Source organism: Streptomyces griseosporeus, from assembly GCF_014656055.1.
Lineage (GTDB): Bacteria > Actinomycetota > Actinomycetes > Streptomycetales > Streptomycetaceae > Streptomyces > Streptomyces griseosporeus.
Map to the genome: position 1 here is coordinate 442,286 of NZ_BNBR01000003.1, position 20,151 is coordinate 462,436.

The 20,151-nt window shown below is 70.4% G+C and carries 19 protein-coding genes and 1 tRNA gene; 13 read left to right on the top strand and 7 right to left on the bottom strand.

Annotated features, from left to right (window positions below; translation table 11 throughout):
- Positions 1-22: 22 nt before the first annotated feature.
- Complete coding sequence (locus IE308_RS16725; RefSeq protein ID WP_373314509.1) at positions 23-505, bottom strand: response regulator; 483 nt, start codon at positions 503-505, stop codon at positions 23-25.
- Positions 506-861: 356 nt separating this feature from the next.
- Between IE308_RS16725 and IE308_RS16730 the strand changes: the two genes are divergently transcribed.
- Positions 862-933: transfer RNA gene (locus IE308_RS16730), tRNA-Arg, on the top strand.
- A gap of 239 nt (positions 934-1,172) precedes the next feature.
- Positions 1,173-2,183 carry a hypothetical protein gene (locus tag IE308_RS16735; RefSeq protein WP_190218564.1) on the top strand — a complete coding sequence of 337 codons (1,011 nt, stop codon included), beginning with the start codon at positions 1,173-1,175 and terminating at the stop codon, positions 2,181-2,183.
- 55 nt (positions 2,184-2,238) lie between these two features.
- Here the strand turns inward: IE308_RS16735 and IE308_RS16740 are convergent, their stop codons facing one another.
- The 3 genes from IE308_RS16740 to IE308_RS16750 form a co-directional block, all read right to left on the bottom strand.
- Positions 2,239-3,003: a tyrosine-type recombinase/integrase gene (locus tag IE308_RS16740; protein WP_308440109.1), complete on the bottom strand. Its 765-nt coding sequence runs from the start codon at positions 3,001-3,003 to the stop codon at positions 2,239-2,241.
- A 105-nt stretch (positions 3,004-3,108) separates the two neighbouring features.
- Positions 3,109-3,597, bottom strand: a complete 489-nt coding sequence (locus tag IE308_RS16745; RefSeq protein ID WP_190218565.1) for a site-specific integrase — start codon at positions 3,595-3,597, stop codon at positions 3,109-3,111.
- 203 nt (positions 3,598-3,800) lie between these two features.
- Entirely contained in the window at positions 3,801-4,157 is a 357-nt protein-coding gene (locus IE308_RS16750) for a hypothetical protein (RefSeq protein WP_190218566.1), read from the bottom strand.
- Positions 4,158-5,200: 1,043 nt separating this feature from the next.
- On the opposite strand from IE308_RS16750, the gene IE308_RS16755 reads away from it, so the two are divergent.
- Positions 5,201-6,985, top strand: coding sequence for a beta-ketoacyl-[acyl-carrier-protein] synthase family protein (locus tag IE308_RS16755; RefSeq protein WP_190218567.1), 1,785 nt, complete (start codon positions 5,201-5,203; stop codon positions 6,983-6,985).
- A 36-nt stretch (positions 6,986-7,021) separates the two neighbouring features.
- Here IE308_RS16755 and ku read toward each other — a convergent pair whose 3' ends face one another.
- The gene (gene ku, locus IE308_RS16760; protein WP_110637108.1) at positions 7,022-7,999 is read right to left on the bottom strand and encodes a non-homologous end joining protein Ku; all 978 of its coding nucleotides are present in this window, start codon (positions 7,997-7,999) and stop codon (positions 7,022-7,024) included.
- Between the two features lie 61 nt (positions 8,000-8,060).
- Between ku and ligD the strand changes: the two genes are divergently transcribed.
- Positions 8,061-8,942, top strand: a complete 882-nt coding sequence (gene ligD / locus IE308_RS16765) for a non-homologous end-joining DNA ligase (protein WP_190218568.1) — start codon at positions 8,061-8,063, stop codon at positions 8,940-8,942.
- A gap of 56 nt (positions 8,943-8,998) precedes the next feature.
- On the opposite strand, the gene IE308_RS16770 is transcribed toward ligD, so the two are convergent.
- Positions 8,999-9,802 carry a nuclease-related domain-containing protein gene (locus tag IE308_RS16770; protein ID WP_190218569.1) on the bottom strand — a complete coding sequence of 268 codons (804 nt, stop codon included), beginning with the start codon at positions 9,800-9,802 and terminating at the stop codon, positions 8,999-9,001.
- Positions 9,803-9,989: 187 nt separating this feature from the next.
- Between IE308_RS16770 and IE308_RS16775 the strand changes: the two genes are divergently transcribed.
- From IE308_RS16775 to IE308_RS16800, 6 genes are all read left to right on the top strand, one after another.
- Positions 9,990-10,496 (top strand): protein-tyrosine phosphatase family protein, encoded by a 507-nt coding sequence (locus IE308_RS16775; protein WP_190218570.1) that lies wholly within the window; start codon positions 9,990-9,992, stop codon positions 10,494-10,496.
- Between the two features lie 162 nt (positions 10,497-10,658).
- On the top strand, positions 10,659-11,447 hold the full coding sequence (locus IE308_RS16780) for a hypothetical protein (RefSeq protein WP_190218571.1): 789 nt from the start codon (positions 10,659-10,661) through the stop codon (positions 11,445-11,447).
- Entirely contained in the window at positions 11,444-12,709 is a 1,266-nt protein-coding gene (locus IE308_RS16785) for an ATP-binding protein (protein WP_229908903.1), read from the top strand. Before IE308_RS16780 ends, IE308_RS16785 begins: the two co-directional genes overlap by 4 nt.
- A 396-nt stretch (positions 12,710-13,105) precedes the next feature.
- On the top strand, positions 13,106-13,576 hold the full coding sequence (locus IE308_RS16790; RefSeq protein WP_190218572.1) for an SH3 domain-containing protein: 471 nt from the start codon (positions 13,106-13,108) through the stop codon (positions 13,574-13,576).
- 22 nt (positions 13,577-13,598) lie between these two features.
- Positions 13,599-14,966 carry an FtsW/RodA/SpoVE family cell cycle protein gene (locus IE308_RS16795; protein ID WP_190218573.1) on the top strand — a complete coding sequence of 456 codons (1,368 nt, stop codon included), beginning with the start codon at positions 13,599-13,601 and terminating at the stop codon, positions 14,964-14,966.
- Positions 14,963-16,420 carry a penicillin-binding transpeptidase domain-containing protein gene (locus tag IE308_RS16800; RefSeq protein WP_110630566.1) on the top strand — a complete coding sequence of 486 codons (1,458 nt, stop codon included), beginning with the start codon at positions 14,963-14,965 and terminating at the stop codon, positions 16,418-16,420. The genes IE308_RS16795 and IE308_RS16800 overlap by 4 nt, the downstream gene beginning before the upstream one ends.
- A gap of 22 nt (positions 16,421-16,442) precedes the next feature.
- Here the strand turns inward: IE308_RS16800 and IE308_RS16805 are convergent, their stop codons facing one another.
- Positions 16,443-17,552, bottom strand: coding sequence for a ferritin-like domain-containing protein (locus IE308_RS16805; RefSeq protein ID WP_190218574.1), 1,110 nt, complete (start codon positions 17,550-17,552; stop codon positions 16,443-16,445).
- Positions 17,553-17,723: 171 nt separating this feature from the next.
- Here IE308_RS16805 and IE308_RS16810 point away from each other — a divergent pair, with 171 nt between their 5' ends.
- From IE308_RS16810 to IE308_RS16820, 3 genes are all read left to right on the top strand, one after another.
- Positions 17,724-18,662 carry an AurF N-oxygenase family protein gene (locus IE308_RS16810; protein WP_110630564.1) on the top strand — a complete coding sequence of 313 codons (939 nt, stop codon included), beginning with the start codon at positions 17,724-17,726 and terminating at the stop codon, positions 18,660-18,662.
- A gap of 451 nt (positions 18,663-19,113) precedes the next feature.
- A complete protein-coding gene (locus IE308_RS16815) occupies positions 19,114-19,776 on the top strand; it encodes a TetR/AcrR family transcriptional regulator (protein WP_190218575.1) in 663 nt (220 codons plus the stop codon).
- A 34-nt stretch (positions 19,777-19,810) separates the two neighbouring features.
- The gene (locus IE308_RS16820; RefSeq protein ID WP_190218576.1) at positions 19,811-20,098 is read left to right on the top strand and encodes a DUF8847 domain-containing protein; all 288 of its coding nucleotides are present in this window, start codon (positions 19,811-19,813) and stop codon (positions 20,096-20,098) included.
- Positions 20,099-20,151: the final 53 nt, after the last annotated feature.

Sequence of the window (20,151 nt, forward strand, 5' to 3'; positions counted from 1 at the left end):
CGGAAGGCGGGCCGAGCGCCGGCTATCCCCCGGCGCGTCCGGCGGGCTCCTCGTCCCCGGCGGCGGGGCCGGTCCCGGCGTCGAGGCCAGGATCGCCGGAGCCGGAGCCCTCGGTGTCACCGTCTTCACGGCCCTCGATCCCGGGCCCGCGCTCTTCCCTCCCCCGCTCGATCAACTGCCGGACGACCCGTACAAGTTCGGCCGGCTCGAAGGGCTTGGAGAGGAAGGCGTCGACGCCGACGTCGAGCCCGGCGTCGAGCTCGTACGGCGTACAAGCGCTGACGATGGCGACCGGGAGATCACGGGTCCGCGGGTCGGAACGCAGCTCGGCAGCGGTCCGCAGCCCGTCCAGACGGGGCATGACGACATCGAGGGTCACCACGTCGGGCCGCACCTGATGCACGACATCCAGACACTCGGCACCATCGGCCGCGGTCACGACCTCGAGCCCCTCGAGCTCGAGATTGACCCTGATCAGCTGCCGGATCACCTTGTTGTCGTCCACAACAAGAACCCGGCCCGAAGCGCCTGGCACAACTCGAGAGTAGGTCGGCACCGGCCATCGCGTCCGGGTTTTCCCCACTTCCACCCTCCGGGGGGACAAGCTGCGCCACGTGCTGACCCGAGCGGCCGGAGCAGTCGCACCCCATGCTGCCCCGGGCGGCCGGGAACGGGGCGCAACGCGTGCTGACCCGGCGGCCCACCTGGCGCGGCCTCGCCGAGGAGGCGCGCTGACGGCGGCCGCCCGCCGAGCCGCCGCCCTCGCCGAGGAGGGCGGTGACCCGCCGGGAAACCCGTTGATGACCACCCCGAAAGAGCTGGTAGGGTTCTACCCGTCGCCGCGAACACCGCGACCGACACGCCCCCGTAGCTCAGGGGATAGAGCAACGGCCTCCGGAGCCGTGTGCGCAGGTTCGAATCCTGCCGGGGGCACTTCGCCTCAACCAGCACGATGATGCGGTTGACCAGCGCAGATGCCAAGCATGAAGAGCGGGAACCAGTCTCACTGGGTCCCGCTCTTTGTCGTTGGTTCGCTCTGATCGCGTGTGAGGAGCGTGTGACCCAAGGCTGGTCGACGTCCACCACTGCCGCGAACCCCGTCGAAGCGCCCCCCACCCCACGCCTGTCCGATATGTTCACACCGACGGACGTCAGCACCCCTGGGGGGAACCATGAAGCGTGCTTTGGTAGGCCTTTCCGGCCCGATAGGCTTCGATTACGCAAATCTGTCTACCGTCCCGCTCCCCAATCACTCCCAGGGCTTCCAGCCAAACCCAATACTTGAGAACACCACAGGGCTGCTCCTGTGCTACGACGAGGTTTGGTTCCTTACACGGGACCTCTGCCCAGTCGACATGCAAAGCCTTCCTTATGTGAAATTCATCGAGGATGATCCTGCCCTAACACAGCGCTGCCTCGTGGCAGCGAACCAATACATCGAGGCCCTCAACGAAAACGATCAGCCTATCCCAGAGGCTCCACGCGCAAGTTCCAGGCTTGACGAAATCATGAGCGCGGCGAATTTCGAACTAATCCCAGATCATCACAATCGAGGGACTTCTCTAGGGGGCCAATATCTGGGCCATAGCTCATGGGGAGTCGGGAATGCGTTCGTGGACGCTGGCATGGCACTCGCTCTAGCAGATAGTCTGGGATCTGCAAATGGTCAACCGATTGATGTAGTCAGCAATACCGTCACATCAGCTTTTCTGTCTCCTGATGGATCGAGCCCTAGAGAAAAGGGCGGCCTACTGTGGTGGCACCGGGACGCGGTCGAATTTCTTAGCCCCGTTCGATCCATTACATACCTCGGGCCGCAAGGTAGCTACCACGAAAGCCTTGAAGACCTGAGAAGCCACCCGAACATCAAAGAGTTCCGACAGTTCCTAGCCACAGCCGAGCAACCAGAAGGAGACGGTCAGAGATTGGCCGCGGAAGTATCTTCCCTGGCTGAGAAACATGCTCGCGATGTTCTAGAAAGGTACCTTGTAGGTAGGAGCAAGATTTTCACGGCCGGAAGCATCGCCGTCGGCACGATCGGGAACTCCATCCATCCCCCACTCGGGAGTGTAGCCTCTGGTTCTATTTCCGCCCTGGACTGGATAAGGGAAAGAAAGAGGCGAAAGTCACTCTCATGGTCACTTTTCGTGCTGGACCTCAAAAGGGCACATCCAAATAATTGATGCCATAAATGCCCGATGGGTGAGCGATACAAGATCGCTCACCCATGCACACGAGCTACCTCCATCCCATAGCTGCTTCGATCTTCTTGTTGTTCTCCTCCTCGCTATCGTCGATACAGCCCGCGTAGCGACGGTGGATGACCTCCGGGGAGTTGCCGGCGCGCCGGGCAACCTCGGCTACAGGGAGCCCGGCACGAAGCCAGTTGGTGATACATGTGGCCCGGAGGTGATAGGGCTTTCGCGCCAAGGGAGAGGCCACCTTGTCTGGTGGGAGAGCCAGTGGCCTGGCCTCCTGCCACACGCGCCAGTAGCTAGAGGTGCCGAGCAGGTCCCCCCGTTCGTTGGGGAAGAGCCGCCCGTCTTTGGCGGTGCCGAACTCCTTCAGGTGTGCTCGGAGCATCGCCACGAGCACGGGCGGAATCGGCACCGGCCGGTCCGTGCCAGGCTCCCGTGACTTCAACCCCCGCGTATCGTGCCGCTCGCCTGAGTCGGTCCATTTCTTGCCGGAGATCGGGCGGGTCTCCCAGAGAGTGAGTGTCCCCCATCCCTTTTCGGGGAGATGGCAGTCAGAGAGCCTGAGACCGACCACTTCTGCCGGACGCATCGCCGCGTACAGGATGCAGCCGAAGAACGCCACAAGGCGCCGCCCCCGGTTGCGGTGCACGGAGCCGACATACGAGACGGCCGTAAGTAGCTGCCTTCCCTGCAACTCATTGACCAGGACCCGCGGATCGACGGCATCGCCCCCATTAGAGGTGGGCCGCTTCACTCCCGCCAGCGGATTCCTTTCTAGGTATCCCTCCTGAATCGCGTACTCCATGGCTGTATTGAATCCGCGACGGCGACGCTTGTACGTATCCGCTGCCGCTGTTTTTGCCTGGAGTTCCGACGGAAGGGCATACCCGCGAGCGTCCCGCCATACCCGTCAATAGGTGCTGCTGACCACGAGACCGCCCCGCTCCATCTTGAAGAACCGCCCGTCCTTGGCTGTACCGAACTCCTTCAGATGAGCGCGGAGCATGGCCACGAGTGGTGGGGAGATCGGGATTGGCCGGTCTTCCGTGGCCTCCCTCGACTTGAGGCCACGCTTATCGTGGCGCTCTCCGCTGTCCGTCCACTGCTTGCCCGATACAGGGTTCGTCTCGTGGAGTGTCAGAACGCCCCACCCGTTCTTTGGGAGGAAGCAATCCGTCTTCTTGAGACCTGCAGCCTCACTCGGGCGGAGGGCCGCGAAGTACATGACCGCGTAGAAGCCCACGAGGCGCCAGCCCTTCTTGCGGTCCCATGTCCGGACGTAGGAGACCACAGCGAGGAGTTGAGCAGTCGGCGTCTTGTTCACGAGAAGATGGGGATCCACACGGTCCGATGAAGAACTCCTCACCCTCTTGATGGCGGTGAGTGGGTTCTTCTTCAAAGTTTGCGCTCGATGGCGTGTTCAACTGCGGTGTTGAACGCGCGCCAACGCCGAGGGTGGTTTCCCCCGCTGCAGGGACGCCATCGAGATCGAGTTTGTTGGAGATCCGATACTGAAGATCACGAAGAATCTTCAGATCTTCCACCGAGGAGACGGGGCTTTTTGGAGATCACCCGTAGGCGTCTTCAAGTTACTCCGGCGGGTCAAGCTCGGCGTTCTTTGGAATGACCGCCCACCGAAAGGAGAGACGCAACGCCTCCGGCAGCGGCATTTTCGGTACCTGCTCCACCAGAGCCAGTGTCACAGCAGCTAGCCCATCGCAGGGCAGCGGAGTCCTTCGTGCCGAGTGTGTGCAGCGGCTCGCCGGCCGACTTGGTGCCTGCGATGCGGTAGGAGATGACCAGCCAGTGATACCGTCCCTGCCCGGTGACCGTGTCGACCGAGGTGGAGGCCGTGCGGGCGGTGGCGTTGCGGCGCAGGGTGACGCTGAACGAGTCATCGGCCTGCGGCGGAGTCAGCAGGGCCTCGAATCCCTTGGGGTTGGCCAGCTGGGTCCGCATCGGCTCACCCGTGTGTGTCGGCTGCACGTCCCGCCTGGCGGAACCAGCACCCCATCCCCGATGCTCAGGGTGCGGGCGGCGAGCGGGGCGCTGTCGGCGGGCAGGCGCGGCCGTCGTGTCCGCAATGGTTGACTGCAAGCAGCATCCGCTCACTGCCGAGCAGGCTGAGCCTGGCTCGGATGCGCTTGACTCTGTTCGCCGGGAGCGGCCGCAGTCCGTGCGCGGGTCGGTCGCCGATCCGCACCCCCAGGTTCCGCCAGTCGATGATGGACGCGGCCGGGCGCACGTACGGCTCCACCAAGGCGTGGCGTTAGGCGGTGTTGGGGCAGCGGTAGTCGTACTGCTGCTTGTACTTGCCTACCCGGCGGCCGTTGCGCCATGTCGTCTGCACCGCGGACACGCCCTCGTCACACTCGGGGCATCAGGCGAGTGGCCGGGGTACGAGTTCGCCTGACAGATCTTCCCTCGCAGCATGCGAACTGGTCAGAAAGCAGACGTAGCGCATCGCAGGCGCCATTGGCGCCTTGGTGTTTGCGGATCATCGTGAACGACTCGCCGCGGAAGGTGAGTCGGGAGTCAGGGTGCGTCGCCCCCCGCTTCCGGATTCCGGACCTCGTGCCAGGAGGCGTCCGTACCGGAAGTCCCTCATCAGGTTGCGTCGTGCGCCATGGGTGAGAAGTAGTGCCGCGCCACCGTGTGGGCGCCGGATCCCGCGAGCGCAGCGGATCGGGCGACGGGGTCAGTTAGCAGCTGCGTCGCACAACGCTTAGACGTGGTGCCTCAGCGGCGTTTCCGCCGGTTCCAGAGGGCTCCTTCATTCGGGTCAGAAGCGTCCCGACGTGACCTTTTGCACAGGAAATGCGACTCATGGGTAAGTGTGGGCTTGTTTATCGGGGTTGAGTGGGTGTCAGGAAAGCCGCTCCCCGGACAGTTCGGGCTATATCGGACAGGTTGTTTGTTCAACCGTGGCGTTTTTCTGGTTTGGTCGGTTCACTCGGTTCGTCCGCTGTGTGACCGTTCGGGCCTCAAGGAGGCTGTCAGGTATGTCCTCTTCGTTCCCTGTTCCCGAAGTGCCGATCCGTCCTCATGCCGTCAGTGCCGGGGAAGTCGTGCCCGGTGATCTGCTCGCCCTGTCCGCCGAGGACGCCGAGCTGTCGCGGTGGTATGTGGTCGTGCACACCGTTCCCGAGTCGCCCGAGGCGATTCGGGTGGTGTACCGGCCCGTGCTCGGGGGGTCCGAGCGGGAGCTCGTTGTCGGGCGGGAGGAGCGGGTCGTCGTCGGGGGGCGGCGGGTCGATCCGGAGAGTGTTCCGCTGCTGGAGACGGAGGAGTTGGCGGCGGTGACGTTCCGGGACGGGGATCGGGTGCGTGTGCTTCGGGTCGTCGACCCGGGTGCCGTCGAGGTGACGTACGTGCGGCGGTGGGGGGTGTGGCACCGGGATCTCGATGGGAGTGATGCGGGATCTGCATCCGACGGTGATGTGCGGGAGTGGGCTCGGCGGGCCGAGGAGGACGGGGTCGTCGTGCGGTATCTGCCGCGGCCCGACGCCGGCGGGGCGTCCGTGCCGCGGGCGCGGCGGGTCGTCGTCACCGGGCTCGGGGCCGTCACGCCGCTGGGCGTGGGCGTCGGGGAGTTGTGGGAGGGGCTCGTTGAAGGGCGGCATGGGATACGGGAGTTGGAGGGGGAAGAGTTCGAGGGGCTGCCGGTGCGGGTGGCGGGGACCGTTCCCGTGGATCCCGTCTCGTTGCTGGACCGTACCGCCGCTCGGCGGATGAACCGGGCCGCGCAGTTCGCCGTGCTCGCGGCTCGGGAGGCCTGGGGGGACGCCGGGTTCGAGGCGGGTGGGACCGAGGCTGCCGGCGTTGCGCCCGAGCGGGTCGGGGTGAGTCTCGGGGCCATTCTCGGGGACGCCTCCGTGCTCGTGGGCGGGGACCGGCGGCTGCGGGAGCGGGGGCCGCGGGGTGTGCCGCCGCTCACCACGCCCATGACCGTGCCGTCCCAGGCCGCCTCCCAGGTCTCTCTCGACCTGCACATCACCGGCGAGGCGCGGACCGTGACCAGTGCCTGCGCCTCCGGTACCGAGGCGATCGGGGAGGCCATCGACCGGATCCGGTACGGGCGGGTCGACGTCGCCCTCGCCGGGGGCGCCGAGGCGGTCGTCACTCCGGCGATCATGGCCTCCTTCGCCGCCATGCGGGCGTTGTCGCAGCACGGGGTCGAGGGCGCGCTGTCGCCGTCGCGGCCGTTCGCCAAGGACCGGGACGGGTTCGTGAACGGGGAGGGGGCCGGCGTGCTCGTGCTGGAGGCCGAGGAGCACGCGCTGGCCCGGGGGGCGCGGATCTACTGCGAGGCCGCGGGGTGGGGGCTGTCCGCCGACGCGCATCACATGGCGGCGCCGGATCCGAGCGGGAAGGGAGTGGCGAGGGCGCTGCGCGGAGCGGTGCGGGACGCCGGCGGGCATCTCGTGGACGTCGTCCACGTCAACGCGCACGCCACCGCCACCACCGAGGGCGATCTCGCCGAGGCCGCCGCGCTGCGCGGGGTGTTCGGGGAGCGGGCCGTTCCGGTGACCGCGCTCAAGGGGCACCTCGGGCATCTGCAGGGCGCCGCGGGCGGGGTGGAGGCGGTCGCCGCCGTCCTCACGCTGCACCGCCGGCTGATCCCGCCGACCGTGGGCTGCGCGGAGGTCGACGACGACATACGGGAGCTGGGGGTGGAGGTCGTGACCGGCGGGCCCCGGGAGCTGCCGGACGACGGGGATCTCGTGCTCAGCAACTCCTTCGGGTTCGGCGGGCACAACGCCGTACTGGCGCTGCGGCGGGTGTGACGATCGCCGAGTTCGGTCCGGGACCGGACTCGGTGGTCAGGCGGAGCGTTTGCGGGGCGCCGTCTTCTTCGCCGAAGCCGCCGTCTTCTTCGTCGTCGACTTCTTCGCCGTGCTCTTGGCCGTCGTCTTCGCCGGGGTCTTCTTCGCCGCGCTCTTCGCCGCCGGCTTCTTCTCCGACGCCGCCGTCTTCTTCGCGGGCGTCTTCTTCGCGGCCGCCGTGGTGGCGCCCGCCGTCTCGCCGCGGGACTCCTGGGCCGCTCGGACGCTGTTCTCCAGGGCGGCCATCAGGTCCAGGACCTTGCCGCCCGTGGCGGGCTCGGGGGCCTCGGGCGGGGCGTGGCCTGCGACCTTCGCGGCGATGACCTCCTCCACCGCCTCCCGGTACTCGTCGTGCAGGTCGTCCAGGTCGACCTCGCCGAGCGTGTCCATCAGGGCGTCCGCCAGGTCCAGCTCCTTGTCCCGGACGGTGACACCGGCGTCGGGGGCGACGCCCTCCGGGGAGCGGACCTCGTCGGGCCAGAGCAGGCCGTGCATGGCGATGGCGTCGCCGACCACCCGCAGCATGCCGAGGCGCTCGCGGCCGCGCAGCGCGTACTTGGCGATCGCCACCCTGTTGCTGCGTTTGAGGGCCTCGCGCAGCAGGGTGTACGGCTTCGCTGCGGGCGCGCCGCTCGCGGCGAGGTAGTACGCGGCGTCCATCTGGAGCGGGTCGATCCGGTCGGCCGGCACGAAGGCGACGATCTCGATCGTCTTCGCGGTGGGCAGCGGCAGCCTGGACAGGTCCTCGTCGGTGATCGGGATGATCGAGCCGTCCGCGTCCTCGTACCCCTTGCCGATCTCCGACTGGGTGACCTCGCGGTCCTCCAGCTCGCAGAACTTGCGGTAGCGGATGCGGCCGCCGTCCTCCGTGTGGATCTGGCGGAAGGAGATGGAGTGGCTCTCGGTGGCGTTGACGAGCTTGATCGGGATGCTGACCAGGCCGAACGAGATGGCGCCGTTCCATATGGATCTCACGTGCACATCCTTTCGGTCGGTTCGTCCCGTTTTGTTACGACTTCCATGGGATTCTCATCGTATGACGCCGATCACAGAGGTGGAGGGGCGACGGATCGCTCTGAGCAACCTGGAGAAGGTGCTGTATCCGGCGACCGGGTTCACCAAGGGCGAGGTGCTGCACTACTACGCCACCACCGCCGGGGCACTCCTGCCCCACCTGCGGGATCGGCCCGTTTCCTTCCTGCGCTATCCGGACGGCCCGGACGGGCAGGTGTTCTTCGCCAAGAACGTTCCGCCGGGTACGCCCGACTGGGTCACGACCGCCGAGGTGGGGCGGGTGGCGGGGGTGGCGCGGATGGTGTGCGTCCAGGATCTGCCGAGCCTGATGTGGGCGGCGAACCTGGTCACCGAGTTCCACACCCACCAGTGGGTGGTGCAGGCGCAGGACCTGGCCGACCGGATCGTCTTCGACCTCGACCCGGGCGCGCCCGCGACCGTCGTGGAGTGCTGCGAGGTCGCGCTGTGGCTGCGGGAGCGGCTGGCGGCGGACGGGATCGAGGCGTACGCGAAGACCTCCGGGTCCAAGGGGCTGCACCTGCTGGCGGCGGTGCGCGGCTCGTCCTCCGAACAGGTGTCGGAGTACGCCAAACGGCTCGCGGTGGAGGCGGAGAAGGCCATGCCGCGGCTCGCGCTGCACCGTATGACGCGCAGCCTGCGGCCCGGGAAGGTCTTCGTCGACTGGAGCCAGAACGCGGCCCGCAAGACCACGGCCGCGCCCTACACGCTGCGCGCCCGCGTCCGGCCCTGGGTGTCCGCGCCGGTGACCTGGGAGGAGATCGAGGACTGCCGGGACGCGGCCCAGCTGACCTTCACCGCGCCCGACCTCGCCCCCCGGCTGCAGGACTACGGCGATCTGCTGGCGCCGCTGCTGGACGAGGGGCGGGCGGGGCGGCTGCCGTAGGCCGGCTCGCGCAGGCGGGCCGTGGCCTCAGAGGCGCGGCGAGGTGTGCCGTGGCCTCAGAGGCGCGCCCAGGTGTGCCGGTCGCGGGCCATGCCGTGCAGGGCCTCCACGTCCGCCGGTTTCAGTACGCCGCCCAGGCGGCTCAAGGCCGGCAGGTCCGTGTCGGGCAGGACGCGGACCTCGCGCGGCGGCGCGGTGAACCCGATGTCCGCCGGGCCGACCAGGGCCAGGACCGGGTGGACCTCGGCGGTCAGGGCGTAGGAGGCGCGGTCCGCGTCGGCGCGGACGCGGCGCAGCAGGGGTCCGGCCTCGCGGCGGCCCAGCGTCACCAGGGGGTCGGCGACCCGGACCCGCTGCTTACGGGCGTACAGCGCGTGTACGGCGAACAGGCCGCCGGGGCCGATCAGCAGATGGTGGATGCGGTCGCCGCCCGGGAGCGGCAGGGAGTGCAGGGCGTGCCAGCCAGCGCCGTCCAGCCCGTCCAGGGCCTCCCCCACGGTCTGCTCGGCCGCGAGGGCGCGGCGGCGCGGGTCGGGGCGCAGCCGGTGGGCGGGGCCCGGGTCGCGGTCGAGGGCGACGAGCAGGGCCTCGCCGGGGCGGTTGGGCGCCAGGTCGTCGTCCGGGTGGAGGGCGAGCAGCGCCAGCTCCGCCGGGGTCGGCACGGGCGGCGGGCCCACGGTGACCTGCCCGGTGAGGAAGGGGTCGAGCGCCGCCATCACCTCCTCGCGCTGGTCCTCGCTGAGCAGGTTCACCCGGGCGGTCTCCCGGTCGTACCAGGCGACGTTCCCGCCGTCGGTGCGGCAGACGTACAGCCGTTCGCGGCCGTGCCGCCAGGTCGGTATGACGCGCAGTCGGCTCATGCACCATCACCCCTCGACCATGGGAACAGGCGGGGTGCTGCACGGGCAAGAAGGCGGCTACCTTTGGAAGGACTTCGAGGCGCTTCGAGTACTTTGAGGACTTCGAGGACTTCGAGGGAGGTCGCACGGCTTCGAGCGGCTTCGAGGGCTTCGCAGTGGCCGGCGGCGGGCGGTTGGGGAGGCGCGGTTGCGTACCCGCAGGAAGCAACCCGACGTACCGGCCCCGGACAGTCCCTGGGACGAGATCGTGCCCGGCCTGTGGATGGGCGGGCACCAGTTCCGGGGGCGCACGGGGCAGGTGGAGTTCGCGGTGGTCCGGGACGAGTTCGAGCTGGTGCAGACGCTGCTGCGGCTGCCGGGGCACGGGCCGGACCCGGGGGTGGAGCACCAGGTGTGGCCCATCCCGGACGGGCCGCTGGACGGCACCCAGCTGGCGGGCGTGATCCGGCTCGCGGAGGCGGCGTGCGAGGCGCTGGACGGCGGGCGGCGGGTGCTCGTGCGCTGCTGGCACGGGTACAACCGGTCGGCGCTGGTCGTCGCGCACGCGCTGATCCGGCGGGGGCACGCGCCCGACGAGGCGATCCGGCTGATACGGTCCCGTCGCTCGCCGTGGGCCCTGCACAACGAGCTGTTCGTGGCGTACCTGCGGGCCGGGCTGCCGACGGCGCGGCTGCTGGAGGAGCTGGCGGAGTAGGTTCGCCAGCCGGTCGGTCCACCGGTCGCCCGGTCGGTCGGTCTGTCGGCCGCTTCGTCGACCAGCCGGTCGGGGTGGGCCTGCCGCGGTCGGTCAGCAAAAAGGACTTACCTACGAATATCGTGTACGGGGCCGTCGTACCCCACGAACCACAGGAGCCCCGTGCCCCGCAGCCGACGTTCGCGTGCCGCTCTCGCCGTCCTGGCCGTCGCCGGGCTGCTGGCGACCGCCACGGCCTGCGGTGACACCGGCGAGCTGCGCGGGGCCGGGGCGACGCCGACCGCGAACGGGCCGGTCCGGCTGTGGCCGTCGCTGCCGCCCGCCTCCACGCCCGCCTTCGACATCGACGAGGTCAAGCACGAGGCGGTCAAGGGGGTCGCGGTGCCCGGGGACGACATCCACCGGGTCGACCCCGTCGCCGTCGTCCGCGCCGAGATCGCGGCGCACCCCAAGGACTACCGGGGGGCGAAGGCGCAGTACCGGGAGACGGCCGCGCGGATGGCCGACTGCGGGGCGGGCGGTGAACGGAGCCGGTGTCCGGTGCTGACGCCGTACTACCGGGACCTGACCGGGGACGGGCACGACGAGCTGGCGCTGGGGTTCCGGCTGCTGCCCGGGCCGCTGACGGCGGTGCGCGTGTACACCGTCGAGAAGCACCGGCTGGTGCTGGTCATGAGCTGGGACGACGCGGTGAGCGCGGTCGAGCTGGCCGGGCGGTCGCTGATCATCCGGTCGCCGTCGGATGTCGCCGGGTACGACTACCGGCTGCAGTGGACGTGGGATCCCGATCAGAAGACCATGCTGCTCACGCATGACGAGATGCTGCGGACCGGGGGGCCGTCTCGGGTGCCTTCTCGGTCGCCGTCGCCGTCGCCTTCGCCGTCGCCGTCGCCGTCGGGTTCGGCCGGCGTTTCCGGGTCTGCGTCGTCCAGCGCTTCGGGGGCGCAGTGAGACGGCCCGCGCTGCCCCAGTGGGCCGGGACGCTCGCGGCCAAGGCGGCGCTGTTCATCACGGTCATGTGCTGTGCGCTCGCCGCGCTGCTCGGCGTACTGGTCCATGTGCAGGTGACCGACCAGACCGTCGGGCAGGCCCGCGAGCTCGCGCTGGACCGGCTGGCGGACGCCACGGAGGCGTACGAGGCCGGCGACCCCCTCTTTCCCGGCTCCGGCATCGATCCCCCCGGGCTGCCCGCGTCCCTGCGGGCGCTGGCCGTGGGCGGGGACCGGGGCACGGTCGTCGCCGAGCACCGCGGACGGCCCGTCATGTGGGCGGCCGGCCCGGTGGACCACGGACGGACCATCGCCGTCCACGTCGACTACGCCCAGCAGGCCCGCACCATCGAGGCCCTGGACAGCGCCATCCTGTGGTCCTCGGCCCTCGCGATCGGGGCGACGCTGCTCGTGGGGGCGTTCGCGGTGACCCGGGTGACCCGGCGGCTGCACGCCACCGCGCAGGTCGCGCGGCGGATCAGCGGCGGTGACCTCGACGCCCGGGTGGACGATCCGCGGACCCGGGATCCCGACCGGCCGCAGGACGAGGTGGCCGCCGTGGCCGCCGCGCTGGACTCCATGGCCTCCTCGCTGCAGAGCAAGCTGCTCGCCGAGCAGCGGTTCACCGCGGACGTGGCCCACGAGCTGCGTACGCCGCTGACCGGGCTGCACGCCGCGGCCGAGCTGCTGCCGCCGGGGCGGCCGACGGAGCTGGTGCGCGACCGGGTCGCGGCGCTGCGCACCCTCACCGAGGACCTGCTGGAGATCTCCCGGCTGGACACCGGGCGGGAACGGCTGGACGTGGACAGCGAGGAGCTGGGGGCGCTGGCCGAGCGGGTGGTACGGGCGTCGGGGACCCGGACGGAGGTCGTCGTCGTGCGTGACGCGCGGGTCGAGACCGATCGGCGTCGGCTGGAGCGGGTGCTCGGCAATCTCGTCGCCAACGCGCACCGGCATGGGCGGGGGCCGGTGGTGGTGACCGTGGACGGGCCCTCGGTGACCGTGCGGGACCATGGGGACGGGTATCCGGAGTATCTCGTCGCGCACGGGCCGCAGCGGTTCCGTACGGAGGGTGGGGCGAAGGGGCATGGGCTGGGGCTGACCATCGCCGTGGGGCAGGCGGAGGTGTTGGGGGCGCGGCTGACGTTTGCCAACGCTGCTGATGGGGGTGCGGTTGCTCGGCTTACGTTGCCTGTGGAGGCGCCGGCGGTTGACGGGGGGTGAGGGGGCGCGGTCGGTGGGGTGCCGTCGGTGGAGGTGCCGTCGCGGGGCTTCGCCCCGGACCCCGTGTTTCCCACCCGCCCGCCCGTCTCGGTCGGCCCAACAGGCACCGCCACGGGGCTCCGCCCCGGACCCCCCGCGGGGGCTTCGCCCCCTGCACCCCCCGTTTCCCACCCACCCACCCGACTCGGTCGGAAAAAGAGGCACCGCCACGGGGCTCCGCCCCGGACCCCAGCGGGGGCTCCGCCCCCTGCACCCCCGTCAGCACTCCCCCCACCCCGTCACCGCTCCACCCTCCCCACCCCCGATGGCCCAACGCCACGCGCACACCCCAACCCCCACCCCTAATGTGGCGATTAGTCAGCTTTGACACCTCTGCCCCCTCCTGGAGGTAACGCCATGTCCCTGCGCTCCGTCCTCACGCGTCTTGCCATAGCCGGTGCCGGTGGTGCCCTGGTCGGTGCCGTTCTCGTCACTCCCGCCGTTGCGGACGACGAGTGGGGCAGCGACCCCCAGGCCTCCCAGGCTGGCCAGGACTCCCAGGCCGGCCAGTTCCAAGGGGGCGGCGGCGGGGGCGAGGGAGGGGAGTGGAAGGAGCACGGACAGAACAGCGAGCACGGCGAGCACGGCAACTCCCGTACTTCCCGGGGCGTCGTCACCGCGAGCACGCTGCTGCTGCGCAGTGCGCCCAACCGCGGGAGCCAGGTCATCCGTACCGCCCACCGCGGTGAGGTCGTGAACATCTTCTGCCAGACGCAGGGCCAGAGCGTCAACGGCGACCGCCGCTGGTACCTGCTCACCGACGGCACCTGGGCGTGGGGCTCGGCCTTCTACATCCGCACCCTCGGTGCGGAACCCCGCTGGTGCTGAGACATTTGGGTAAGTTCCGGACATGACCAAGGCCGGAACCCGAACCGCCGTCGCGGCGGCCGACGCCCCCGCTCCCGCGGTCCGCCTCCCCCGGCGCCGTGGCGTCGAACTCGCGCTCCTCGTCGTCGCCGTGCTGCTGTCGGTGTGCGGCTACTGCGCCGTCGGTCTCGCCCGCACCGGCACCCTCCCGCCCGGCGCCTTCGGTTACGGCGCCGGGCTCGGTCTGCTCGCGCTGCTCGCCCATCTGGCCGTGCGGTGGCGGGCGCCGTACGCCGATCCGCTGCTGCTGCCGATCGCGGTGCTGCTCAACGGGCTGGGGCTGGTGCTCATCTACCGGCTGGACCTGGAGACCCCGAACGACCGGGCCGCGCCCACGCAGCTGGTGTGGTCGGCGCTCGGCGTGGCGCTGTTCGCGTTCGTCGTCGCCGCGCTGCGCGATCACCGCGTCCTGCAACGCTACAGCTATGTGTGCGTGGCCGCCGCGCTCGCCCTGCTGACGCTGCCGATCCTCTTCCCGGCCGTCAACGGTGCCCGGATCTGGATCCGGATCGCCGGGTTCTCCATCCAGCCGGGCGAGTTCGCGAAGGTGCTGCTCGCCGTCTTCTTCGCCGCCTACCTGGCCGCCAACCGCAACGCGCTGGCCTACGCGGGCCGCAGGGTGTGGGGGGTGCAGCTGCCGACGGGGCGGGTGCTCGGCCCGATCGTCACCGTGTGGCTGGTGAGCGTCGGTGTGCTGGTCCTGGAGCGGGACCTCGGCACCTCGCTGCTCTTCTTCGGGCTGTTCGTCGTGCTCCTCTACGTCGCCACCGGGCGCACCGGCTGGATCGCCGTCGGCCTGCTGCTCGCCGCGCTCGGCGCGGTCGCCGTCGGACGGCTGGAACCGCATGTGCACGCGCGCGTGGAGGACTGGCTGCACCCCTTCGCGTCCATCGAGGCGGGTCAGGGACCCAACCAGCTGGCGCAGTCGCTGTTCGCGTTCGCCGCGGGCGGGATGCTCGGCACCGGTCTGGGGCTCGGCCACTCGGTCCTCATCGGGTTCGCCGCGAAGTCGGACTTCATCCTGGCCACGGCCGGTGAGGAGCTGGGCCTGGCGGGGCTGTCGGCGATCTTCCTGCTGTACGGGCTGCTGGTGGAGCGTGGCTACCGGGCGGGCCTGTCGCTGCGCGAGCCGTTCGGCCGACTGCTCGCGGTCGGACTGGCGTCGATCATCGCGTTGCAGGTGTTCGTCATCGCGGGGGGCGTCACTGGGCTGATCCCGCTGACCGGCATGGCGATGCCGTTCCTCGCGCAGGGCGGCTCCTCCGTGGTCACCAACTGGGCGATCGTCGCGCTGCTGATCCGGGTCAGCCACTCGGCCCGCCGCCAGTACGACGGGCAGGTGGCCCCGTGACCCGGTACATCCGCTACGCCGCCGTCTTCTGCGCCCTGCTGCTGGCCGCGCTGCTGGTCAACGCGGCCCGGGTGCAGGTCGTGCAGTCCGGCTCCTACGACGACAACCCGGCCAACCGGCGCCCCACCATCGCCCGCTACGGCCAGCCCCGCGGCGACATCCTGGTCGACGGCCGGCCGGTCACCGGCTCGAAGGACACCGGCGAGCAGCTGCGTTACGAGCGCACCTACACCGACGGCCCGTTGTACGCGCCGGTCACCGGCTTCGCCTCGCAGGTCTACGGCACGACGCTGCTGGAGCACACCGAGGACGGGGTGCTCGCCGGCACCGACCCGCTGCTGACGGCGTTCCCGCTGCTGAACGACCTGACCCGGGGCCGGGCCGCCGGCGGTGACGTGGTCACGACGCTGAACCGGGCCGCGCAGCGGGCGGCGTACGCGGGGCTGGCGGGCCGCAAGGGCGCGGTGGCCGCGATCGAGCCGGCGACGGGCCGCATCCTGGCGCTGGTGTCGGCGCCGTCGTACGACCCGTCGCTGCTGTCGGGCAACGGGCGGTCGGTGGAGCGGGCGTGGGCGCGGCTGAACGCGGACCCGGACAAGCCGATGCTGAACCGGGCGGTGCGGCAGACGTATCCGCCGGGGTCGACGTTCAAGGTGGTCACCGCGGCGGCGGCGCTGGACGCCGGCGTGGTCACGGACCTGGACGCGCCGACCGACTCGCCGGACCCGTACCGGCTGCCGGGGACGACGACGAGCCTGACCAACGAGGGCGAGGGCTGCGCGGACGCGCCGCTGCGGGACGCGTTCATGTGGTCGTGCAACACGGTGTTCGCGAAGCTGGGCGTCCGGGTGGGGGCGGAGGCGATGGTGGCGACGGCCCAGAGCTTCGGCTTCAACGACACGGGCGTACGGATCCCGTTCTCGGTCGCGCAGAGCACCTTCGACACCAGCGTGGACAAGGCGCAGCTGGCGCTGTCGTCGATCGGGCAGTACAACACCCGTGCGACGCCGCTGCAGATGGCGATGGTGGCGGCGGCGGTCGCCAACGGCGGCCAGCTGCGGGCGCCGTACCTGGTGGAGCGGACCACGCGGGCGAACGGCGCCACGGTGGGCGCGGCCGGCTCCCGCCCCGCCCGGCAGGTCATGTACCCCTCCACCGCGTACCGCCTGCGCGAACTGATGACGGACGTCGTGCGCGAGGGCACGGGCACCAACGCGGCGATCCCTGGCGCGGTCGTGGGTGGCAAGACGGGCACCGCGCAGCACGGGCTGGGCAACTCCGGGACGCCGTACGCCTGGTTCGTCTCCTGGGCGAAGGGCGCTGGGGACGTGGAGCCGTCGGTGGCGGTGGCGGTCGTGGTGGAGGACGCCGCCGCCGACCGGGGGGAGATCAGCGGCGGCGGGGACGCGGCGCCGATCGCGCGGGCGGTGATGGAGGCCGTACTGCGGTCGTGACGGCCCCGGCCGGGGCGGCCGGTCAGGAGTCGTCGGCACCGGCCTCGACGGCCTGGGCCACCTCGGCCACCCGCTCCCGCTCCTCCGCCGCGAACCGCTCCGCGTCCAGCTTCTCGGCGATCTCCTCGTCCTGGGTCATCAGCAGGTCCAGGTCGGAGTCGCCCAGCTCGAAGACGCCCAGGTCGGCGTAGGCGCTCTGCAGGCGCGGTCCCCACAGGCCGATGTCCTTCACGCAGGGCACGATCCGCGAGAAGAGCAGCTTGCGGAAGAGGGCGAGGAACTCGGACTGCTCGCTGAGGGCCTCGGCGTCCGCCTTGGGTATGCCGAAGTTCTCCAGGACCTCGGTGCCGCGCAGCCGGTCGCGCATGAGGTAGCAGCCCTCGATGACGAACTCCTCGCGCTCGCGCAGTTCGGCGTCGGTGAGCTGGCGGTAGTAGTCGCGCAGGGCCATCCGCCCGAAGGCGACGTGCCGGGCCTCGTCCTGCATCACGTAGGCGAGGATCTGCTTCGGAAGCGGTTTGTTCGTCGTGTCGCGGATCATGCCGAAGGCGGCCAGCGCCAGTCCCTCGATGAGCACCTGCATCCCTAGGTAGGGCATGTCCCAGCGGCTGTCGCGCAGCGTGTCGCCGAGCAGGGCCTGCAGATTGTCGTTGATCGGGTAGAGCAGGCCGATCTTCTCGTGCAGGAAGCGGCCGTAGATCTCGGCGTGCCGGGCCTCGTCCATGACCTGGGTGGCGGAGTAGAACTTCGCGTCCAGGTCCGGCACGGACTCCACGATCCGCGCCGCGCAGATCATGGCGCCCTGCTCGCCGTGCAGGAACTGGCTGAACTGCCAGGAGGCGTAGTGCCGGCGCAGCTCGGCCCGCTCCCGGTCGCCGAACTTGTCCCAGTACCGGGTCCCGTACACGGACATGGCCTCGTCCGGCGTGCCGAGCGGATCGTACGGATCGACCTCGATGTCCCAGTCGATGCGCCGGGCGCCGTCCCACTGTTTGTCCTTGCCCTTCTGGTAGAGGGCGAGGAGGCGCTCGCGTCCGTCGTCGTACTCCCACCCGAAGCGGGCCGCGCCGCTCGCGGGCACCTCCCAGTGGGGGTCGCCGGGGTGGTCGGCGTACAGGTCGTAGGTCGGCATGCCCCGCAGGCTCACACGCACCGCTTCCCGGGTCAACAAAGTCCCGCGCGGGGGATTGACGGTCTTGCTGACAAGCAGTCTCATAAGAGAGATGACCGGTGGGTAACCCCGCTGGGCCCCGAGGGACTTGCCTCTTTCCGACATTCCCCCGTACGACGAGGTGGATCAGCCATGACGACCCTGACGGAAGCCGACGCGCTGGACGGGTTGCGCGACGCGCTCGGCCTGCTCAAGGACCGCGAACAGGTGGCCGAACGCCTCCTCGCCTCCTCCGCCAAGCACTCCTTCGACCCGGACAAGGAACTGGACTGGGACGCGCCCTTCGAGGAGGGCAAGTGGTTCTGGCCGCCGGAGCTGGTGTCGCTGTACGACACGCCGTTGTGGAAGCGGATGAGCGAGGAGCAGCGGATCCTGCTGTCGCAGCACGAGGCGGCGGCGCTGGCCTCGCTGGGCATCTGGTTCGAGCTGATCCTGATGCAGCTGCTGGTCCGCCACATCTACGACAAGGCGGCGACGAGCGCGCACGTCCGCTATGCGCTCACCGAGATCGAGGACGAGTGCCGGCACTCGAAGATGTTCGCGCGGGTGATCTCCCGGGGCGGGACCCCGTGGTACCCGGTCAGCCGCGTCCACCAGAACCTGGGCCGCCTGTTCAAGACGATCTCGACGACGCCGGGCTCCTTCACCGCCACGCTGCTCGGTGAGGAGGTCCTCGACTGGATGCAGCGGCTGACCTTCCCCGACGAGCGGGTGCAGCCGCTGATCCGGGGCGTGACGCGCATCCACGTCGTGGAGGAGGCACGGCACGTGCGGTACGCCCGTGAGGAGCTGCGCCGCCAGATGCTGACCGCGCCGAAGTGGTCGCAGGAGTTCACGCGCGTGACGTCCGGTGAGTTCGCCCGGGTCTTCTCCGTCGCCTTCATCAACCCCGAGGTGTACACGAACGTGGGGCTGGACAAGCGGGAGGCGATGGCGCAGGTGAAGGCGAGCGGGCATCGGCGGGAGGTCATGCAGAACGGTGCGAAGCGGTTGACGGACTTCCTGGACGACATCGGTGTCCTGCGGGGTGTCGGGCGACGGCTGTGGAAGTCGTCGGGGTTGCTGGCGTAGCCCCTGCGGGCGGCTTGGGGTGTACGGGGCGTGAGCACAGGCCGGGATGACAGGTGCCCGGCACTGCTGCTGGGCGGGGGTGGGAGGCGCAACCCGGCGCGACGGGGTGCCGCTGCGCCCACCCGTGCCGCCCCAGCGGCACGACTGCCCGCAGCTAAGTCGGCTGAGTGGGAGAGCCGCCGACGGCGGGAAGGGGACGTGTCGGGGGGTGTCCGCCCGCAGCGGGCGCCGGAAACAGACGGCACGAATTTGACCGTACCCAGCGGCGCACCGAGGACGGATACCCCCCGGCGCGGCCCCGACCCCACCACCTGCCGTAGGCGCTACACCAGCCACCCACCCACAGAAACGGGCCGCCGCCAGGCATATAGGGGCGCGGGGAACTGCGCGACCAGCCCCCACCCACCCGCACAGGCCGCCGCAGGCACCCGCACGGGCTACCCTGCCCAGCATGGCCCCCTCCGCCCCCACCCCCGCCTACCGCCGCCTCAGTGTCGAGGAGCGTCGCAGTCAGCTGCTCGCCGCCGCCCTCGGTCTGTTCGCGCACCGGGCGCCGGAAGAGGTCTCCCTGGACGACGTCGCGGAGGCGGCCGGCGTCTCCCGCCCCCTCGTGTACCGCTACTTCCCCGGAGGCAAGCAGCAGTTGTACGAGGCCGCCCTCCGCTCCGCCGCGGAAGAGCTCCAGCACTGCTTCGACGAGCCCCGCACCGGCCCCCTCCTCCCCCGCCTCTCCCGCGCCCTCGACCGCTACCTGGCCTTCGTCGACCAGCACGACGCCGGCTTCAGCGCCCTCCTCCAGGGCGGCAGCGTCGTGGAGACGTCCCGGACGAGCGCGATCGTCGACGGGGTGCGCCGTGCCGCCGCCGAGCACATCCTCAGCCACCTCCAGGTCGCGTCCCCCGGCCCCCGCCTCCGGATGACCGTACGGATGTGGATCACAGCGGTGGAGGCGGCGTCGCTGATCTGGCTGGACGAGGACAAGCAGCCCCCGGCCGACGAGCTGCGGGACTGGCTGGTGGAACAGTTCGTCGCCGTCCTCGGTGTGACCGCCGCCCGCGACCCCCAGACGGCCGCGGTGATCGCCGACATGTCGGCCACGGCCGACGGCCCGTGAACGCCGGCACGGGCCGACCACCGACACTGATGACGTGAAGAGCGAAGACACCCCCTTCGAGGGCGGCCCCATGGACGGCCGTGTCCTCCCCGTCCTGCTGGGCCCGACCGGTCACCCCCCGAAGACGTACCGCATCCCCGTCCCGGACCCGGCCGGCGGCCCCCCGACGGTCCTGGTCTACCGCCGCGTGCCCCGGGGGCACAGCAAGCGGCTCGGCCTGCCCCAGGGGTGGAAGTACGCGTACGACCCGGAGGGCGAGACGCATCGCGGCCCGAGGTGGCCCTGGTCGCGCACGCCGGCGCCCACCGAACCGAACGAGTGACACGGTTGCGCCGAACCGCGCACGCCCGCCGCGCGGGATCGGCCCGGCGCCCT